Origin of the sequence: Aggregatilinea sp., assembly GCF_036822615.1 — a bacterium.
Classification (GTDB): Bacteria; Chloroflexota; Anaerolineae; order Aggregatilineales; family Aggregatilineaceae; genus Aggregatilinea.
Window position 1 is genome coordinate 1 of the sequence record NZ_DAISHJ010000049.1, and the last position, 19,618, is coordinate 19,618.

The following is a 19,618-nucleotide window of genomic DNA, read 5'->3' on the forward strand; positions in this document are numbered from 1 at the left end:
CGTGTGATTCCCAAGAATTAAAAACCTACCCCTAAAAACCCCCGGCCCCTCTCCAATCAAGTTGGAGAGGGGAGAAAAGCACGGCCACGCCTCTACCACAAATACCCGGGCTGCGCGGGGCAATTCGTGAATTGCCCCTACCGCACGACTCGCGGCCCCTGCTCTTGCTCTTGACTGTTCACTGAAAACTAACGACTGGAAACTGCCGTTAATCCACCTGCGTCTTGCGCTCCAGCCACAACTGGATCAGGGTGGCGATCAGCAGCACGCCGCCCAGCAGCACCGACGCCGCCGACGCCATGCCCCGGCGCGGGATCTGGGCCGCAAAACCCGTCTCATAAATGTACTGCACCATGTACTTGGTGGAGGTGCCCGGCCCGCCGCCAGTCAGCACGTAGACCTGATCGAAGACCTGCACGGCGCGGATCAATGACAGTACCAGCACCACGAACAGCGTGGGCATCAGCAGCGGCAGCGTGATGCTGCGGAAGCTCTGCCAGCGGCTGGCCCCGTCGATCTGCCCCGCCTCGTACAGCACGGGCGGGATCGATTGCAGCCCAGCCAGCAGGATCAGCGTGTAGAAGCCCATTTGCGCCCAGATGCTGACCAGGATCACCCAGAAAGTCGGCCAGGGCGTCTCGATCAGGAACAGCACCGGGTCATAGCCGAGATGCCCCAACACGCCGTTGATCAACCCGAAGCGCTGTAAAATCCACTTCCAGATCAGCCCGACCACCACGGGCGACAGCAGCACCGGGTAAAAATAGACGCTGCGGAAGAAGCCGCGCGCCACGATCTCGCGGTTGAGCACCACCGCCGTCAGCAGCGCCAGCAGCACCATGCCGCCCACCTGGAACACGACGAACACGACCGTATTACTCGCCGCGCGCCAGAAAAAGTCCTCCCGGCAGGTGTTGGGATCCAGGTAATTGCCGCAGCTAAAGATCTGGTGGTAGTTGTCCAGGCCGACCCAGGTGCGATCCTGGGGGAACAGCGCCGTGCCGCCCGTGCCCGAATAGTAGATGTTGAGGGCCATGGGGAACATCACGAAGATCGCAAAAATCGCCAGGTTGGGCAGCAGAAAAAAGTACGCCATGTTCCTGAACCCGAAGCGGCGCTGAAGCGGCCCGAACACGGCATCCACGACGTTCATGATCAGGGCGTACACGACGTACACCGCACCGCCGATCCACCCGGCCACACCCGCAAACGGCAGCCGCGCACGGCGGCGTTTTTTGGGAACAGCCATCGTCCCGTCCATTGAGATCCTTTCTATGACACCAAAGGCACTGGAAGCGCTGTAGCAGGCGAGATAACGTAGGGGCGTATGACATGATACGCCCCTACGCCCGCAATTGACCAGATGTCTCGCCGCCGGACGGAAGAATTACTGTTCGAGTTCGGCCAACCCGGTATCGATGTCTTCCTGAATGCGCTGGATCGCGTCATCCAGCGACAGCTCGCCCACGATCGCCTGCGCGAGACGGTCGCGGATGCTGTCCAGCACGATGCGGTTCTGGGGATAACCCTGAAGCTCGAAGGCAACCGGATCGATCTTCGCCACGTCCGACGACCAGACGTTGAGCGCATCCTTCGCCAGATCGAGGTCGGTCTCGAACTCCACGCCGCTGGCCGCGATCCCGGCGTGTGCCGGTACGAACAGCGTCTTGGCGTGGAACTCGCGCAGCACGTCCTCGCTCGCCAGATAGTCCATCACGCGGCCCACTTCTTCGGGGTGCTCCGTGCCTGCGATGGCAACCAGCGCCGCGCCGCCCGGCATACCGGTGCAGCTCGAATCGCCGCACGGGAAGGGGACGACCTGCCAGTCGAACGCGTCACCGATGGTGTTGCTGAACTGCTGCACCTGCCAGCTGCCGGACATGTAGCAGGCCAGACGCCCGTTGGCGAATTCTTCGTTCGCGGCGGCATAGCCCGGCGTGGCGGCCCAAATGTCGTACAGCATCGTGCCGTCTTCGTGCCACTGGACAAGCAGCTCGGCGGCCTTACGGAAGCCTTCATCGGTCACGGTCGGGTAACCGTTTTCGTCGAAGAACTGCGCGCCATAGCTGATCGCCATGCCCGCGAAGCGGTGGCCGCTGCGGTCCATCGCCAACCCGAAGATGTCACCCGTGCCCAGCGTATCGGCCACGTTCTTGCACGACGCGGCAAATTCTTCCCAGGTCACGTCGTCCTTTTCGTCCCACGGCACGGCCACGCCCGCCTGATCGTACAGGGTGCGGTTGATGTAGGGGCCGGTCACGGTGAGCTGGTTCTGGATGCCGTAGATGCCCTCGGTCTCACCGATGGGGCGCAGCCACTGGAGGTAGGGGCCAAAGTTCTCTTCCCAGTACGCCGGATCTTGCAGGTAGGGCGTCAGATCGAGGTAGTACTGCGACAGGCCGCCCAGGTCGGTCACGCGCGCCATGTCGGGCCCTTCGCCCGCGCCCAGTTGGAGCGGCAGGTTTTCGAGGATGGACTGGTAGGGAACCACGTCCACGACCACTTTGATGTCGGGATTTTCCGCTTCAAACGCGTCGAGCTGCTCGCGCAGCACCTGGCTTTCGTTGCCGTCGTCGTACCACGTGATGCGCAGCTCCACCTGATCCTGCGCGTTGATCGCCGCCAGCGGCAGCGTTAGCGCCGCGATAACGAGGACGATCAGAGCAATACGTGCTTTCATGAGAACCCTCCTTAAGTGCCATAAGTCTTCTATTTCAAGCCATGCTGGTGCAGACGGTACGGAACGCCTCCTTTCGGCTGGGCCAGATCGTCGCACGAAAGAACCGCATTGGCGACAGCGCCACCTACAACCTGAACCCCGGCAGCATACCGGAGAGCGGCACAACATCTCATGCGCGGTAAAAATGAGGGCGTGCGAGCGATGCTCGACGTGACGTGATATCCCTGGGGAAGCGTACCGCGCCCGGCGCAGAATCACGCCGTACAGCAGCCGCCCAGATGCGGCTCAGTTCAAAAGGTTGGGCAGCAAAGATAGGTGTTCAGGCAAGGTTGCTGCTCCCATTAAACACTAAATGTAATGTTTCTGGCAAGGGATTAGGCTCTCCGTTAAAGGAGTTTTACCATTCACAATAATGGAACAGAGGGCATCTGACGCCGCCCCGTCCCTCGCTACGCGCCTTGCAGCGCCTCCGCCACGGCGATCACGTCGGCGGCGCAGGCGGGCGGGATCGTATCTGGCGGCAGCGCCTCGACCTGGGCGACAACGTCCTCCAGATCGCCCGCGTCGAGGCTGGCGATCAGCGAGGTCTCGACGGCAGGCGGCGCGTCGCAGGCCGCGACGATGGCGTGAAGCTGCTCCACTGAGGGCGCGGGCACGACGATCTGAACCGCGCCATCCGCGTAAACGGCCACAGCGGCGTCCACGATAAACGGCGTACCCGCTTCGGGGAGCGTGCCGCCAAATGCCAGCCTGCCGCCGTAGGGGCTGAATGTGGCGCCAAAGACGCGGTTGGTGCTCCGGTATAGGGTGAGAACGCGCCCGGAGGCCACATCCCACACGCGCACCGTTCCGTCACTGCTGCTGCTCGCCAACCTGTCCTCGGCGGGATTCCAGCTCGCCGAATTGATTACGTCCGTGTGTCCTTCGAATTCCTGGAGCAGTTCTCCTGTCGCTACGTTCCAAAGGCGTACTCTTGAGCTGGTCGGTGTATAAGTGTCTGCGCTGGCGATTTTTGTCCCGTCATGGCTCCATGCCAGATCGATGGCATAGCCCGGAATTTCGATCGAGCCTACTTTTTGCTGCGTCTCGACGTCCCACAACTGAAGATCGCCAATCATAGCAGCCGCAAGTAGCGTTCCGTCAGGACTCCAGGCGGCTGACTGCGCTTCGCCGATGTGAGGCTGAAACAGCTCTCCTGTCGCCAAATCCCAGACGTTCGTCCCGGGGAATTCGCTCTGGCTGACCGTCGCAATTTTTGCGGAATCCGGACTCCAATCCAAAGAGATGACTCCTCCCAACCGCGTGCGCAGCTCGCGCACCACCTGCCCGGTCGCCGCGTCCCAGATCTTGGTGGCATTGCTCTGCCCGCCCGCTGCTAACTGGGTGCCGTCTGGGCTCCATGCCAGGGCGAAAACGGCATCAGGACCTCGCCCCTGCAGCTCGATTACCAGCTCGCCTGTGGTGCTGTCGAGGATCCGGACTGTGCCGCGCTGCGTTGCGAACGCGATGCGGTCGCCGCTGGGGCTCCATTCAACGGCGCGCACCCAGTTCGGCGCGGGCCGGTTCTGAGCAGCGGCCAGCGCAGGCGAGAGCAACACCACAGCACACACGAGAAGCATTCTCAGCGACCGCGCCATATGACCTGTCCAGTCCAGACACCGCCATGTTACACCGGATCGAGCGCCAGCCACGCCGCGAGCGCGTTCGGCCACGCGAACCAATGCCGCGAGGCAACCGCGTTCGTGCCCGGATCGACGGCTTCCGGCAGCGCGCCGTCCCACTGTGCCGCCGCGTGCAGCCGGTCCCAGGCGCGCCGTTCCCGGTCCGGATCCTTCAACACGCGCGCCACGATAATGTCCTGCGCGTCACCCAGCGGCCACGCCGCCCGCGTATGCACCGAGCCGAGCCGCCCGGCGTAACAGCCGCCCACATTAGCGGGCGAAAACGCGAAGTCCACCGTCGCGCGCCAGACCGGATCGTCCGGCTTCACGAAACCCCACGACGGAGCCAGCACCAGCGGCACGTCGTTGGCGTCGTGATAGAAGTGCACCTGCCCCGCGCCATCGGTCGCATAGGCGAACAGCGGCACATCGTCGCGCTGCGCGGCGAAGGCCACCAGCGCCCGCTCGCGGATCTCGTCCGCCAGCGCCTCGTAATCGAGGCTGTCGTCCAGCCCGTTCAAGAGCTTATACGCGCGCCAGATCAGAATGTGGCTGGAAAAGTGGAACGGGAACGCCATCGGATCGTCGGCGGGCGTTTCGTCGGTGGGGAACAGGCCCGTAACCGAATCACGGCGGGCCAGCAGCGCCCGCAGCACGTCGCGCACGGATCCGCGCAGCCGCTCCCAGGTCGCGCCGTGGCCCGTTTCGGCCACGTATTCGGCCAACTCGATCAGGGGGAACACCTGTTGATCCAGTTGGTACGCCGGGTCTTTGACGCGCCCATTGGCGAGGTAACACCGACCCCACGCACCGCCGGGCCGGTCCGCCGTCTCGAACATCCACAGCAGATGACAGCGCACGATATCCACGGCGGCGGGATCGCCCCAACTGAGCAGCGCCCGCGCGACGTAATACGCATCCCGGTTCCACGACAGCGGCAGCAGCATGTGATCGGTCAGGATGCAGAGTGGCTCCCCGACCGGCACGGCCAGCATTTCCCCGTAGACCAGCCCGCGCCACACGACCGGATCGCGCGCATCCGGCGGGCGCCGCGCCACCCACTCTCGCCGTTCCCGCCGCAGCGCAAGATCGACATCCACTTGCGCCATTGAGAGCATATCCTCCCGCGTAAAAAGAGGATCCGATCCGAAAACGAAAATCAGTCCCGGCGCGTCCGGCGCGAGGGGCAGGTCGAGCGTCAGCGGACCGTCCTGCTCCGCCTGCCAGACGAGGTCCGGCTCAAACCCGGCGATTGCCACTGTCGTGTACAGCGCAGGGTTTTCGAGCGTCAGCACGCCGTCGAACAGCGCGGCGCGCGTCCGAACCGGCGGCATGGCGACCGGCCCGCCTTCGGTGAGCTGGGTATAAGTGCAGCGCTGCACGGAGAGGGTGCCCACGAAACGCAGCGGCTTCACGCCGCCGCGCCAGATCTGGATCACGCCGCCGCCCCAGGCGAAGGTCGTGCTTTCGACGGTCGAGCCGTCCTCCAGCGTCAGGCGTACGTGCGGGATCGCGCCCTCCAGCAAATACGCCTCGCGCGAGCGCACGGAGCCACCGAACGCCGGGCCGAAGCCGTCCAGCGCGGCGAGTCCGGCGCGGTAGGCACGCACCGCCGCCGGGTTATAGCGCTCCGTTTCGGGGAACGGCTGCGCAACGGTCAGCGTGACGTAGCCGTGCGTGGGATGGAACGTATTCAGCGCAATCAGCCGCCCCAAGGGATCGACGCTGCCGGTCACGCCGTGCCCACCGAAGTCGAGCGGCTTGACGCCCTGCGCCGGATCGAGCGGCTGCGGCAGATCGATCCCCGCGCTCATGGCGTGACGAGCTTTTCCAGATCCGGGATCAGCGTTTTGCCCGTCTCGCGGTCGATCCAGCGAATCTTGTCGATCGGGAAACGGATCCAGATGTCCTGGTTGGGCGCGACGTGGAAATCGGGATGCGTCGATACCTTGATCACGTTGTGGCCGATCTGGATCGTCAGCAGGTTCTGCGACCCCAGCGGCTCGACCACCAGCACTTTGACCCTGAGCGCATCCGGCGCAGGCTCCGCGAGCGCTTCCATGTTTTCGGCACGGATGCCCACCACGATCGGCTTGCCGTCGTAGCCTGCCAGCACGGGAGCCATCTCAGGCGTGGGCGTCAGGACGTGGTCGTTTACCACGACCCGCGCCGATCCGTTCTGGCGCTGCACCTGCCCTTCGAGGAAGTTCATCGGCGGCGAGCCGATGAAACCGCCCACGAAGCGGTCGGCGGGCACGTCGTAGACCTTCATCGGAGAATCGAACTGGAGCAGCTTGCCGTTGCGCATCACAGCGATGCGGTCGCCCATGCTCAGCGCCTCGATCTGGTCGTGCGTGACGTAGATCGTCGTGGCGCTGATTTCGGCCAGCAGGCGCTTGAGTTCCGCGCGCATTTCCAGGCGCAGCAGCGCGTCGAGGTTGCTGAGCGGCTCGTCCATGAGCAGCACCTCGGAGCGCACAGCGATGGCGCGCGCCACGGCGACACGCTGGCGCTGGCCGCCGCTGAGCTGGCCGGGATAGCGGTCGAGGTATTCCTCGATGTGCAGCAGCTTCGAGGCCTGCTGCACGCGCTCCTCGATTTCCGCCTTTGGCGCGCGCTTCATTTGCAGCCCAAAGGCCACGTTGTCGTACACCTTCATGTGCGGGAAGATGGCGTAGCTCTGGAACACCATCGAGATCCCGCGGTCCTTCGGCGGCAGGTAGGTCACGTCACGAGTGCCGATCATGATGCGGCCCGAATCGACCATCCCCAACCCGGCGATGGCGCGCAGCAGCGTCGTTTTGCCGCAGCCGCTGGGGCCAAGCAGCACCACGAACTCCTGGTCGTTCACCGTCAGGCTGACGTCATCGACCGCCGTTACTTTTCCAAAACGCTTAATCGCATTCTCAACACGTATTTCGGCCATAGCCCAATCCTTTATTTCGTGATCTGGCCCCACATGTTAAACAGGTAGCGGCGGATGAAGAAGATGAAGATCATCGACGGCACCAGCATGAAGAACCCGCCCGCATACTGGAACTGGAGCGACGACTTGTTCAGCGTGTAGAGGATCAGCGCGGGCAGCGTGCGGTTGCGCACGGTCAGCAGCGTGGCGGCGAACACCTCGTTCCACGACATCACGAAGGTGAAGATCGCAGAGGCGGCGATGCCCGGCAGCACCAGCGGAAACACGACCCGCACGAACGCACGCGCCGGAGACGCGCCAAACACCCGCGCGGCTTCCTCGAACTCCACCGGCACGCTGGCGAATACGCTCGACACCACCAGGATCGTGGTCGGCAGCGTCAGCGCCGTGTGCATCAGCGCCACGCTGTACACCTTATCGAACATGCCCCACTGCAAAAAGGCCACAGCCAGCGGCACGGCAAGAATCACGATCGGGAAGGCGCGCACGGCCAGGATGATCAGCCGGTACGAGTTGCGACCCGGGAAGATATAGCGCGAGATGGCGTAGCCCGCCGGGACGGCGATCGCGGTCGAAAGCACCAGCGTGATCAGCGCGACCAGCACGCTGTTCAACGTGGCGTCGAGGATGCCCGCGTAGTTGAGGAAAAAGTCCATCGTCGCCGTGGTGAACGGGACGGGAATGATCTGCTTGGGATAGGCGTACACGTCCGCCTGGGTGCTGAACGCCATCGTCGCGATCAGCCAGATCGGGAGCAGAATCCAGACCGCGATCAGGATGGCCAGCGCGTAAACCCCCGCGCGCTGGAGCCGCAGATTGCGTAGTGCGCGCCGTTGGGCCGCGTCGAGCGCGACCGAGCGCGTCGTGGTGCGTTTTTGTGCAGCCGTGGTCATGATGAAGCAGCCTCCTCCTGAGTTCGGACGGTGCGCAGGTAGATCACGGAAAAGGCCAGCGAGATCAGCATGATGAACCCGGCATAGGCCGCGGCGACGTTCGGATTGTTAAAGCCGGTGTCGCCGGGATCATACCAGCGGTAGGTTTCATAGGCCAGCACGGTGATCACACGGCCACCGGTCAGCGCCACGACCACCGCGAACACCTGGAACGCCAGGATCGTGCGCAGGATCAGAGCGACCTGAAGGCTGGGGCGCAGCAGCGGCAGGATGATGTGGCGCAGGCGCTGCCACAGGCTCGCGCCGAAGAGCTGGCCCGCTTCCAGATATTCGTCGGGGATCGACTGCAAGCCGGAGACGACGATCACCATCACGATGGACGTCGCGCGCCACACCTCGGCCAGCACGATGGCGATGATCATCCAGTGCTTGTTGTCGGCGGAGAGGAAAATATAGGGACTGTCGATCAGCCCCAGCTTCTGCAAAAAGGTGTTCAAGAAACCGTGCTGCGTGAAAATGTTGACCCACACCAGGCCCGCCGCAAGGTCGGAAACGCCGAGCGGAATGGCGTAGATGTACAGGAAAATCGTGCTGCCCTTCAGCCGCGCCTGGAGCACCAGCGCCATCGTGATCGCCAGCGCGAACTGGAGCGGCAGAATCAGGATCAGCAGCAGCAGCGTGGTCGTCAGCGCGTCCATAAAGTTATGGTCGTTGACCATGCGCTTGATCCAGTCCAGCGTCCACTCTTTAGTCCCTTCGCCGCTGACTACGCGCGCCGAAGTGGACTCCGTGCGGGACTGCACCTGGAGGTATTTCTGGTTCACCCACCCTTCGACCTGCTCCCCGTCCTCGCTCTCGCCCGCGATCTTGAACCAGTAGACCGGACGCGTGCGGCCATTCGGCAGCGTTTCTTCGCTGCGCTCGCGGTCGGTGATCGCCACTTCGATCTGCATCGGCAGGTAGCCGACCACAGCGGCATCGTCCGCGATCTCGGCGCGCACGGGCAGGATCTCGGCGTCCTTCTGGAAGGCCAACTGCAGCGAGCGCCCCATCGGCCAGGCGAAGAACAGGACCAGATAGATAAAGGAGGGCAGGATCAACAAATAGGGGGCGAGATTAAATCTGCGCTTCGCCATGCGGATTCACCCCTTTCAGGCTGATTTCAAACGGGGCTGTCTCACCATTCGAGGATGGTCAGGGGCGGCCCAACACGAGCCCCGCCCGGCACGCCCCCAGGAAAAGAAGTTGTACGGGACGCTCAGCCCCGGCCCTTCCCCTTGGGGAGAAGGAGAGTGTTTCCAAACGGCCCGCCGGATGGCGCGGCCTCGGGGAAACAGGCGGCTTCCGGTCATGCTTTAAGACAAGGGTGGGGAAGCCAGACCGCGCGGCCCGGCTTCCCCACACGCGACTTCAGGTGTTAACGTGCCGTCACCGGACTACTGAAGCTGGCACGGCCCTTCGCTCGGCGCATCGGGCACCCAGCACGGCGCGCCGGTCTCGTCCAGCAGCGACTGGAGGGATGCACCCTCTTCGTCCAGGACGGTCTGGATATCTTCGCCGTCCTGAATGATGCGCGTGAAGGCGTTGCGGTAGATCTCGTTGATCTCGCCGCCGCGCTCGCCGAGGCCCACCGGCAGCAGCGCCGGGATAGCGGTTTCGGTCGTAGCCTGTGACTGGACGGCGTCCGCGATCTTCTGCATGCCCGCCGACAGGTCGCTGATCTCAGCGCCCGCCACCACCGGGAAGAAGCCCAGGTTCGCCAGAACCGTGCCCTGCGTGGACGGCTCGGACAGGTACTGGATCAGCGCTTCGGCGCCGTCAGGATTGGGGGAGGTGTACGGAATACCGAGGCCAACCACGACCGGCATATAGCCCAGGCCTGCCGGGCCGGAGGGCGCGGGGAAGGCCACGAACTGATCCGGCTCCTGCTCGAACGCATCGCGCAGGCGGGCGGTGTGGTCGAAGGCCACCAGCACTTCGCCGGAGAGCAGCGGCTGCTGCATGAAGTCGTAGTTGATCGACTGCGGGTGCACGTAAGGCCACAGATCGTCACGCAGGAATTCGAACATCGTCACGGCTTCGGGGCTCTTGAAGCCGGTCACCATGCCGCCCGTGTACGACGGATAGATGTAACCTTCGAGGAAGCGGTGGAACAGACCCTTGACCGGGAAACCAACCTTGGCTTCGCCCGTCTGGTCGTAGATATTCTTGGACCACTCTGCGAACTGGTCCCAGGTCAGCGCGTTGATGTCAGCGCCTTCGGGCAGGTACTGGAGCGCATCCACGTTCGCGGCCATGACGTAGGTCGCCTGCATCCACGGGATGTAGTACTGGTAGTCTTCCGTGCCCAGCTTGCCCAGCTCGACGTAAGCGTCGTTGAGGTCGTAGTCGGCTTCGATGGTGTTCAGCAGGTCGGTCAGGTCGAACAGGAGATCGTCATTGGCGAGCGGCGGGAACGTGCCGTGCAGCGCACCGATCACGTCGGTCGTGCCTTCGCCCGATTCCGACTCCGCGCGCAGCAGGTCGATGGCGGGGCCTTCTTCAGAGGGGATAAATTCCGCTTCGCCGCCAAAACCGGTCAGAATTTCGCGGAACGTATCGCTCTCTTCAACGACGTTGAACTGGGTGGACAAAAATGTGACTTTGCCGTCACTCTGCGCCAGCACGCCGCCGATACCGGTCAGCGCGACGACCAGGAGGATGATCGCCAGGGAACGAAGTCTCTTATGAGGCATTGCAATTTTCTCCTTCTTAACCTGATGCAACAAACGAATAATCGCAGCCTTCGTGATTGGCTTACTGCCGCCGCAGCGGATGAGTGCGTCACCTCCTCTCGACGTGTGTTATGAACGCGGGCTCCCGCTGGATGCGCGTACGACCAGTTCGGGGGCAATCGATGTGCGGTCCGTTTCAAGCGGCGTCCCGCGCAGGATATGAACAAGTTTGGTCACCAGCAGACAGCCGATGTCGTAGATTGGCTGGCGGATCGTCGTCAGAGGGGGCGTCGCTGCTGCCGCCGACGGGATGTCGTCGAATCCAGCGACGGCCACATCCGCGCCGACGCGCAGCCCTTTGTTTTCGACCGCAACCATCGCGCCAAGCGCCATTAAGTCGTTGCAGGCCACAATCGCGGTGGGTGGGTCGGGCTGGGCCAGCAGTATTTCCGCCGCCGCCTGCCCGCTGGACTGTGTCAGATCACCGTCTACGACCAGGGATTCATCGTAGGCCAACCCGGACTCTTCCAGCCCCTCGCGGTAGCCCTGCACGCGGATGGGCGTAAACGCCAGATCTTGCGGCGAACGGATCATGGCGATCCGGCGGTGGCCGTAGGCGACGAAGTGCGCGACAAGCTGGCGGATACCCAGCGCGCCGTCCACGTCCAGGTACGGGTAGTCATCCTGTTCTTCCGAGCGGCCAAACGCGACGAACGGATGCCCAACCGACTGCAAATAGTCGATGCGCGGATCGTGGCGCATGATACGCGAGAGCACCATGCCATCGACGCGCCCGCCCGCGACCATACGCCGGTAAGCGGCCATTTCAGGCTCGCCGGGCATCTGCACGGACAGCAGCAGATCGAAACCGTAGTCGGATGCCTGCCGCCCAACCCCGGCCAGAAGCTCCAGGAAGAAGGAGTCCGAGAAGTAGGCGGTGCGCGGAATCACCATGCCGATGGTGTCGGTGAATTTGCTGCGAAGATGGCGCGCGGTCAGGTTGGGCTGGTAGCCCAAACGCTCGGCGATCGCGGCAATACGCTGGCGGGTTTCTTCGTTGACGTCGTCGTAACCGGCGAGCGCACGGGACACTGTGGTAACGGAAAGTCCCGCTTCTTCGGCAATGGTTTTAAGTGTAACTTTCATCTGTAAACAGCTTCCAAAACGTTTTCAGTGCTATTTTCACAATAATCCAAATCGATTTGGATGTCAACTGTGAAAACTTAAGATAGGCTTAACGTCGTGGGAATTCGAGGTCTGGCGGGAGTGATTGTCGCAGCGGCATCAACGCCGCGCGCCTGCATGTTCTGATCAGATATTCGCAGAACAGGCGCAAAAAAACAGGCGGGTTTGGGAACCCGCCCATCTATTCCACCGGATAAAGCTGTCTGTATTCTGCGGCGCGGGCCGGATCACCCGCCCAGCAGGCGTTTGAGGATCGGTGTTACGGCGTGGTACGAGAAGTGCTCAAGGCCGACCTGATAGTTGTGCTCCACCATCTGCTGCACCGCAGCCGGGTCGTCCAGCAGGGCGAGCGCGGCGCGCGCCGTTTCGGGCGTGACCTCCTCGCGGATCTCGACGGCCTGCACGCCCGCCGGTTTGATATCGGAGCGGTAGGGGATGTACGCGTTGACCACCAGCGGCTTGCGGAAGTAAAGCGTTTCCAGCAGCGCGTTACCGAAACCCTCATACGAACTCAGGTAGCTGATCAGATCCGCGTGCGGGTACACGTCCCACAGCGTGTAGAGGCGCTGGCCGTCGCGTTCGGCGCGCTGCTCCACGATGCGATCCCCGATGAAACGCGCCTCCACGCCGTTGATCCGCACCTGGCGCAGCAGCCAGTCGTAGTACGTATCCGTCTCGTCGCCCGCGTAGCCGGTCACGACCAGCACGTACCGCCGCGAGGGATCCTGGTCCTGCATGAGCCGCACCAGCTCGACCGCGCGCTCGATGTTTTTGCGGCGGATGATGCGCGTCGGCTGGAGGATCAGGCGATCGCCGGGCGCGATGTCCAGATCCTCGCGCACATGGCGGCTGTAGTCGTCCAGAACGGGCGCAGGCGTCTCGAAATCGAAGATGTTGGGCAGGACAGTCGCCTTCAGCTTGCGCCGCGCGTACAGCTCGCGCTGCATGGCCGTATTGATGACCATGATCTGCGTGGACGTGCCTTCGGATGGGAACGCCGTCTGCAAAATGTCGGGGATGCGGTTCACGATGAAGCGATCGCGTTCCCAGTAGAAGTCGTGACAGTGGGCGAGTGTGGGAATGTGTGTCTCGTCGATGAAGTCGCGCAGGGCCACGCCGAGCGGGATCTGCATCGGGATCGCCTGCGCGTTCTGGGTAATGATCGCGTCGAGCTGGTAATGCTCCACGAACTCGTACAGCCGCGCTTTGAGCGGTTCCGCCGCGCGCGCGATGCGCCGGTAGAGGTCGCGCGATTCCTCCGGGCCGGAGAATGCCTCATCGTGCAGCGCGACGGCTTCCGGGTATTTGAAGTGAAACGCGGGATCTTCCATGCCCGGCTGCGCGAACGCGCCCAGTTCCCCCGCCAGATAAAAACTGCCGTGTCCCAGATCGCGCAGGATGGCCGCGATCTTGAGGATCTCCAGCGACACCCCGTCCACCCCGGCGATGCGGGTGGCGACAAAACCGATCCGCATGATGCCCCCTGCCTTCCTGCGCGTTTACCGCGCCTTCAGCCAAAGCACCTGATAAGGGGCAGCCTCGATCACGGCATCCGCCGCGACGGTCTGCCCGGTGATCAATTCCTCGAAGCCTGCCGCCCCGTCCAGCGGAACGCGCCCCAGATCGAGCGACACGATCGTGTTGGTGACGTTGTGCACCGCGACGATGCGCTCCGATCCGTCGGGCGCGATGCGCAGCAGCGCGAACAGCGCCGGGTCCAGGTCCAGCACGGTCTGCGCGCCGTTGGGATGAAACGCCCTGTGCGCGGTGCGGATGTCGATCAGGTTACGGTAAGCGGTGAAGACCCGGCTGCGCAGCGAGGCCGGATCGGCCAGCGCCGCTTCAACCTGTGTCACGTCCAGCTTTTCGCGGTTGATCGAACGCAGCCGCCCGGTCTGCGCGACGCCTTCCGGCCAGTTGCGCGATCCGACCAGGCTGTGCACGTAGATCCCCGGCATCCCGATGAACGCCAGCTCGATCGCCTGGGACGCGATGAAACGCCGGGCTTGCAGCGCCAGCGGCTCGTCGCCTGCCGGATCGGAGAGCGCGTCGAAGTAGGTGATGTTCAGCTCGTAGGGGCTTTTCGTGCCGTCAGGATTGGCCTTGTACGACACGGCCCCGCCGTGCGCTGTGGCACGCTCCAGAAGGCGCTCGACTTCTTCCGGCGGCAGGATGCCTTCGACCGGACGCACCCCGATCCCGTCGTGCGAGGCGGTGAAGTTAAAATACGTCGCGGTGGGGGATGGGTTCTGGATCGTCGCGGCCCACGCGCTGAGGCGCGTCGCGTCCTGGCTGATGAAGGCGTGCAGCAGCAGCGGCGGCAGCGTGAACTGGTAGACCAACTGCGCTTCGTTCGAGCCATCGCCAAAGTAGGAGATGTTTTCGGCGTGCGGCACGTTCGTTTCGGTGATCAGCGCCACGCCCGGCGCGACGGCGTCCAGCAGCGACCGGAACAGGCGGATCACGCGGTGCGTCTGCTCCAGGTGAATGCAGGTCGTGCCCGGTTCTTTCCACAGGTACGCGATCGCGTCCAGGCGGATGAAGCTCGCGCCGTGCGCGACGTACGCCAGCAGCACGTCGATGACGCGCAGCAGCACGTCGGGGCTGGCGAAATTCAGATCGATCTGGTCGTCGCTGAAGGTCGTCCAGACGTGGACCGTCTCACCGTCACGGTTCACGGCGGTCAGCAGCGGCAGCGCGCGCGGACGCACCACACCCGACAGATCCTGAGCCGGGTCGGTGACGATGAAAAAATCGCGGTAGGCCGGGTCGCCCGCTTTGAACGCGCGGAACCAGTCGCTTTCGGCGGAAATGTGGTTGATCACCGCGTCGAACATCAGCTTGAAGTCCGTGCCCAGGTGCTCAACATCGGCCCACACACCCAGGGCAGGATCGACGGCGGTGTAGTCGATCACCGAAAAACCATCGTCGGACGAATAGGGAAAAAACGGCAGGATATGCACCGTCGAGATCACCCCATCCACATGGCGGAGCAGAAAATCGTGCAGCACTTGCAGCGGCGCGCGATCCGCCCCTTGCAGCGAGTCGCCATAGGTGATCAGCATCACATCACGTTCGGTCACGCGCTCGGCAGGACTGCTGGCATCCGTCCGCGACAGCTCGGGATGGGCCGCCCGAAACGCATCCAGCGCCGCCGACAGCGACGTGAAGCTGGCCCTCCCGCGTGGCTCACCGTACAGCGCGATTAAATCGTCAAGCAGAGGTTGGTATGAAGGGAGCATGAGGTCAATTTCCAGCCGGTCTGGCCCATCAAAATCGGATCACGCTGCTCTGGCGGGCAGCCACCCGTTTATACTGAACTCTCCCCAACTTCGCCAGCACAGCCGCCCCAATGCCGCGTGCGCTTCGGGCGTATTGGGCATTCCACGGGCATTCATCTATGTTTTTAGTAGGCCATCTGGCCTCTAAAAAAAGGACTTTTGCCCGGTGAAGCGGAGCAAAGTTCGCGCTGAAGTGAATAAACTACGTGACCGGGCAGTATCCTCTCATCCAACTCAACATCCGTATAGGAACCTAAGGAAACTCACGGCATGGTCAACACTCAGCCATCTGAAGCTGTTGGACGTGATACGCACTTTACGATTGGGCCCGGCGATCCGCTGCCTTTTGGGGCGACGATCGTGCCGGACGGGATCAACTTTTCGGTCTATTCGCGCTACGGGACCGCCTGTACGCTGGTGCTGTTCCGGCGCGGCGAGCGCCTGCCGTTTGCCGAAGTCCCGATTTCGCCGGAGTACCGCGTCGGGGACGTATTTACCATCAAGGTCAGCGGGCTAAACCCGCACACGATCGAATACGGCTACCGTATGGACGGCCCCAACGGCGCAGGCTCGGCGCACCGCTTCGATCCCAGCCGCATCCTGCTCGATCCCTACGCGCAGATCGTCGGCGGGCGCGAAATTTGGGGCAAACATTTCGACCCGGACAACCAGTTCCAGCACCGCGCCCGCGTCCTCGACATGGACAGCTTCGACTGGGGCATGGATCGCCCGCTCAACCGGCCTATCGAGGACACGATCATCTACGAGATGCACGTGCGCGGCTTTACGCGGCATCCCTCGTCCAATGTTCAGCATCCCGGCACGTTCGACGCCATCCGCGAGCGCATCCCCTACCTGAAGGAGATGGGCGTCAACGCGGTGGAGCTGATGCCGATCTTCGAGTTCGACGAGTTCGAGAACTCGCGCAGGAACCCCGAAACCGGCGATCTGCTGTTGAATTACTGGGGCTACGGCCCGGTCGCGTTTTTCGCGCCCAAGGCGGGGTATGCCGCCGCCGAGACGCCCGGCACGGAAGTGCACGAGCTGAAGGGGATGATCAAGGATCTGCACGCGAACGGTATCGAAGTGATCCTGGACGTGGTGTTCAACCATACCGCCGAGGGCAACGAGCACGGCCCGACCATTTCGTTCAAGGGCCTGGACAACGCCATTTACTACATCCTCACGCCCGACGGCTACTACTACAACTTCAGCGGTACGGGCAACACGTTCAACTGCAACCATCCGCGCGTCCGGCCTTTCATCCTCGACAGCCTGCGCTACTGGGTCAGCGAGTATCACGTGGACGGCTTCCGCTTCGACCTCGCCTCGATCATGACGCGCGACGTCAACGGCATGCCCCTGCCCGATCCGCCGCTGCTGCGCGAAATGGTGGATGACCCGATCCTGGGCCGGACCAAGCTCATCGCGGAGCCATGGGACGCGGACGGCCTGTACCACCTGGGCAGCTTCCCCGCCTATGGGCGCTGGGCGGAATGGAACGGAAAGTTCCGCGACACGATGCGCCGCTATCTCAAAGGTGACGCGGGGCAGGTGCGCGCGGTCGCCAACGCGCTGATCGGCTCGCCGGACCTGTATCCAGGGCGCGGACCGATTGCCACGATCAACTTCATCACCGCGCACGACGGCTTCACGCTAATGCACCTCGTGTCGTACAACGACAAGTGCAATGCGGCGAACTTCGAGGAAAGCGGTTCCAACGACAACCTGAGCTGGAATCATGGCGTGGAAGGCCCCACCGACGACCCGGCGATCAACGCGCTGCGCCACCGCCAGATCAAAAACGCGCTGGCGCTGCTGCTGCTCAGCCAGGGCGTGCCGATGCTGCTGATGGGCGACGAGTGCGGGCGCAGCCAACGCGGCAACAACAATGCCTACTGCCAGGACACCGACATCAGCTGGATGGACTGGACGCAGCACGGCCCAAACCTGGACATCTTCGAGTTCTTCAAGGCGATGGTGGCCTTCCGGCAGGCGCATCCGGTGCTGCGCGGCGGCTACTTTTTGCGCGGCGAGGATTACCTGCAAACCGGCACGCCGGACCTCGTCTGGCACGGGATGCGCGCCGGTAAACCGAACTGGTCGAAGGAAAGCCGCATTCTGGCGTTCACGCTCAACGGCAGTTATGGCAAGGGCGGTCTGTTCCCCGACGACTGGGTGTACGTGGCGCTCAACATGCACTGGAAGGATCACACCTTCGAGCTGCCGCCGCTGCCGGGAGGCCGCGCGTGGCATCTGTTTGCCAACACGGGCGATCTGGCTAATGCGTGGAACTGGCCCGGCAGCGAGCCGCGCCTGGGCAACCAGAACAAGCTGCGCCTGAAAGCTCGATCGACGCTGATCCTCGTCGGCAAGGGGGGATGAGACCATGCCCGCCGAGCCGTGGTTCCCCCGCCTGGGCGCAATTGCGCACCCCAATAGCGCGTGTACCTTCCGCGTGTGGGCCCCGTTCGTGGAGCAGATGGAACTGCACCTGATCGCGCCGCAGGAGCAGGTGATCCCGATGCAGCGCGGCGCAGATGGCACCCACAGCGTCACGACAGCCGCGCCGCCGGGTACGACGTACCTGTACCGGCTCGGCGCTGCCGAACGGCCCGACCCGGCCTCGCGCTACCAGCCGGACAGCGTGCACGGCCCGTCACAGGTCGTCGCGCGGGGCTTCGACTGGCACGACGCGGGCTGGACCGGCCTGCCGCTGGACGAGTTCATCCTGTACGAGCTGCATGTCGGCACGTTCACGCCGGAAGGTACGTTCGACGCGATCATCCCGCGCCTGGATGCGCTGGTCGATCTGGGCGTGACGGCCGTGGAGATCATGCCGGTCAACCAGTTTCCCGGCGGGCGCGACTGGGGCTATGACGGCGTGCTGCCCTTCGCCGTGCAGAACACGTACGGCGGACCGGACGGCCTCAAACGCCTGATCGATGCGTGCCACGCGCGCGGGCTGGCCGTGGTACTCGACGTGGTTTACAACCACTTCGGGCCGGAGGGCAACTACCTGCGCGAGTTCGGCCCGTACTTCACGGACGCATACCAGACGCCGTGGGGCACGCCGCTCAACTTCGACGGGCCGGGCAGCGACGAGGTGCGTGCCTACTTCCTCGAAAATGCGCTGATGTGGATCGACGAGTTCCACATCGACGGGCTGCGGCTCGACGCAACGCACGCCTTCATCGACTTTTCCGCGCGGACATTCCTCGAAGAACTCGCCGCGACGGTGCACGCTCACGCCGATCGTCTGGGCCGCCGCGTGAATCTGATTGCGGAAAACGACCGGGGCGACGACCGGCTGCTGCGTCCCCCTGCGCTGGGCGGCTACGGGCTGGACGCGCAGTGGAGCGACGATCTGCACCACGTGCTGCATACGCTGCTGACCGGCGAGCACGTGGGTTATTACCGCGACTTCGGCTTGTTCCCGCAGCTTGTGAAGGCGCTGCGGCTGGGCTTCGTGTATGCGGGCGATTACTCGTCCTTCCGCGAGCGGCGGCACGGCACATTCCGCGCGGACCTGCCGGGGCGCTGCTTCGTGGTCTGCGCGCAGAATCACGATCAGGTGGGCAACCGCATGAACGGCGACCGCCTGAGCGCGCTGGTGCCGTTCGAGGCGCTCAAGCTGGCCGCCGGGATCGTGCTGCTGTCGCCCTACGTGCCGCTGCTGTTCATGGGCGAGGAATACGGCGAAACCGCGCCGTTCCTGTACTTTACCAGCTACGGCGACCCGGATCTGGGCCGCGCCGTGACGCAGGGCCGCCGCGAGGAGTTCAAAGAGCATGCCTGGGCGAGCGACGTGCCCGATCCGCAGAACGAGGAGACATTTTTACGCTCGAAGCTGAATCACGGCCTGCGCGAGCAGGGCCAGCACCGCGCACTGCTCGACCTGTACACGGCGCTGATCCGGCTGCGCAAGGAGCGCCCGGCGCTGCGCGCGCTGGACAAGGAGCGCGCTGAGGTGATCGGTTACGAGCGCGAGCGGATGATCGTCCTGCATCGCTGGGCGGACGGCGACGCGCTGATCGCGGCCTTCAACCTGGGCGACGTTGAGTCAACGCTGACGCTGCCCGTGCCCGTCGGCGCGTGGCGCGAGATCCTGCATTCCGCCGACGCGCGCTGGTTGGGGCCGGGATACGTCCCGGCGGCGTGGAGCACCAGCGATCCCGCCGCGCTGACCCTGCCGCCGCACGCGTTCGCGGTGTTCGTGAGAGAGGGTTAGCCGAGCCGATTTATCCCCTGGCCCCTTCTCCTACACAAGCGGAAGGA

Annotated in this window: 13 protein-coding genes; 2 read left to right on the forward strand and 11 right to left on the reverse strand. The window is 63.7% G+C overall.

The window, feature by feature from the left end; genetic code table 11:
* Positions 1-208 precede the first annotated feature (208 nt).
* The 11 genes from V7116_RS14445 to V7116_RS14495 form a co-directional block, all read right to left on the reverse strand.
* Complete coding sequence (locus V7116_RS14445) at positions 209-1,249, reverse strand: carbohydrate ABC transporter permease (protein WP_324392645.1); 1,041 nt, start codon at positions 1,247-1,249, stop codon at positions 209-211.
* 138 nt (positions 1,250-1,387) lie between these two features.
* Positions 1,388-2,680 carry an ABC transporter substrate-binding protein gene (locus V7116_RS14450; protein ID WP_324392646.1) on the reverse strand — a complete coding sequence of 431 codons (1,293 nt, stop codon included), beginning with the start codon at positions 2,678-2,680 and terminating at the stop codon, positions 1,388-1,390.
* A 449-nt stretch (positions 2,681-3,129) separates the two neighbouring features.
* Positions 3,130-4,290: a WD40 repeat domain-containing protein gene (locus tag V7116_RS14455; RefSeq protein WP_324392647.1), complete on the reverse strand. Its 1,161-nt coding sequence runs from the start codon at positions 4,288-4,290 to the stop codon at positions 3,130-3,132.
* A 56-nt stretch (positions 4,291-4,346) separates the two neighbouring features.
* Entirely contained in the window at positions 4,347-6,155 is a 1,809-nt protein-coding gene (locus V7116_RS14460) for a glycoside hydrolase family 125 protein (RefSeq protein ID WP_324392648.1), read from the reverse strand.
* Positions 6,152-7,267: an ABC transporter ATP-binding protein gene (locus tag V7116_RS14465; protein WP_324392649.1), complete on the reverse strand. Its 1,116-nt coding sequence runs from the start codon at positions 7,265-7,267 to the stop codon at positions 6,152-6,154. The genes V7116_RS14460 and V7116_RS14465 overlap by 4 nt, the downstream gene beginning before the upstream one ends.
* A gap of 11 nt (positions 7,268-7,278) precedes the next feature.
* Positions 7,279-8,160: a carbohydrate ABC transporter permease gene (locus V7116_RS14470; RefSeq protein WP_324392650.1), complete on the reverse strand. Its 882-nt coding sequence runs from the start codon at positions 8,158-8,160 to the stop codon at positions 7,279-7,281.
* A complete protein-coding gene (locus V7116_RS14475; RefSeq protein WP_324392651.1) occupies positions 8,157-9,296 on the reverse strand; it encodes an ABC transporter permease subunit in 1,140 nt (379 codons plus the stop codon). Before V7116_RS14475 ends, V7116_RS14470 begins: the two co-directional genes overlap by 4 nt.
* 300 nt (positions 9,297-9,596) lie before the next feature.
* Complete coding sequence (locus tag V7116_RS14480) at positions 9,597-10,895, reverse strand: ABC transporter substrate-binding protein (RefSeq protein ID WP_324392652.1); 1,299 nt, start codon at positions 10,893-10,895, stop codon at positions 9,597-9,599.
* A 108-nt stretch (positions 10,896-11,003) separates the two neighbouring features.
* On the reverse strand, positions 11,004-12,020 hold the full coding sequence (locus tag V7116_RS14485) for a LacI family DNA-binding transcriptional regulator (RefSeq protein WP_324392653.1): 1,017 nt from the start codon (positions 12,018-12,020) through the stop codon (positions 11,004-11,006).
* Between the two features lie 266 nt (positions 12,021-12,286).
* Complete coding sequence (locus V7116_RS14490; RefSeq protein ID WP_324392654.1) at positions 12,287-13,534, reverse strand: glycosyltransferase family 4 protein; 1,248 nt, start codon at positions 13,532-13,534, stop codon at positions 12,287-12,289.
* Between the two features lie 24 nt (positions 13,535-13,558).
* Complete coding sequence (locus tag V7116_RS14495; RefSeq protein WP_324392655.1) at positions 13,559-15,301, reverse strand: sugar phosphorylase; 1,743 nt, start codon at positions 15,299-15,301, stop codon at positions 13,559-13,561.
* Positions 15,302-15,610: 309 nt separating this feature from the next.
* Between V7116_RS14495 and glgX the strand changes: the two genes are divergently transcribed.
* The gene (glgX, locus tag V7116_RS14500; protein ID WP_324392656.1) at positions 15,611-17,725 is read left to right on the forward strand and encodes a glycogen debranching protein GlgX; all 2,115 of its coding nucleotides are present in this window, start codon (positions 15,611-15,613) and stop codon (positions 17,723-17,725) included.
* 4 nt (positions 17,726-17,729) lie between these two features.
* Positions 17,730-19,571 carry a malto-oligosyltrehalose trehalohydrolase gene (treZ, locus tag V7116_RS14505; protein WP_324392657.1) on the forward strand — a complete coding sequence of 614 codons (1,842 nt, stop codon included), beginning with the start codon at positions 17,730-17,732 and terminating at the stop codon, positions 19,569-19,571.
* The last annotated feature ends 47 nt before the right edge of the window (positions 19,572-19,618 follow it).

What these genes read in the sequence shown, in the direction of transcription:
- V7116_RS14475 (WP_324392651.1), bottom strand. Translation starts at nt 9,296, where the DNA reads ATGGCGAAGCGCAGATTTAATCTCGCCCCCTATTTGTTGATCCTGCCC.
- glgX (WP_324392656.1), top strand. Translation starts at nt 15,611, where the DNA reads ATGGTCAACACTCAGCCATCTGAAGCTGTTGGACGTGATACGCACTTT.
- treZ (WP_324392657.1), top strand. Translation starts at nt 17,730, where the DNA reads ATGCCCGCCGAGCCGTGGTTCCCCCGCCTGGGCGCAATTGCGCACCCC.
- V7116_RS14490 (WP_324392654.1), bottom strand. Translation starts at nt 13,534, where the DNA reads ATGCGGATCGGTTTTGTCGCCACCCGCATCGCCGGGGTGGACGGGGTG.
- V7116_RS14450 (WP_324392646.1), bottom strand. Translation starts at nt 2,680, where the DNA reads ATGAAAGCACGTATTGCTCTGATCGTCCTCGTTATCGCGGCGCTAACG.
- V7116_RS14460 (WP_324392648.1), bottom strand. Translation starts at nt 6,155, where the DNA reads ATGAGCGCGGGGATCGATCTGCCGCAGCCGCTCGATCCGGCGCAGGGC.
- V7116_RS14495 (WP_324392655.1), bottom strand. Translation starts at nt 15,301, where the DNA reads ATGCTCCCTTCATACCAACCTCTGCTTGACGATTTAATCGCGCTGTAC.
- V7116_RS14445 (WP_324392645.1), bottom strand. Translation starts at nt 1,249, where the DNA reads ATGGCTGTTCCCAAAAAACGCCGCCGTGCGCGGCTGCCGTTTGCGGGT.
- V7116_RS14485 (WP_324392653.1), bottom strand. Translation starts at nt 12,020, where the DNA reads ATGAAAGTTACACTTAAAACCATTGCCGAAGAAGCGGGACTTTCCGTT.
- V7116_RS14480 (WP_324392652.1), bottom strand. Translation starts at nt 10,895, where the DNA reads ATGCCTCATAAGAGACTTCGTTCCCTGGCGATCATCCTCCTGGTCGTC.
- V7116_RS14465 (WP_324392649.1), bottom strand. Translation starts at nt 7,267, where the DNA reads ATGGCCGAAATACGTGTTGAGAATGCGATTAAGCGTTTTGGAAAAGTA.
- V7116_RS14470 (WP_324392650.1), bottom strand. Translation starts at nt 8,160, where the DNA reads ATGACCACGGCTGCACAAAAACGCACCACGACGCGCTCGGTCGCGCTC.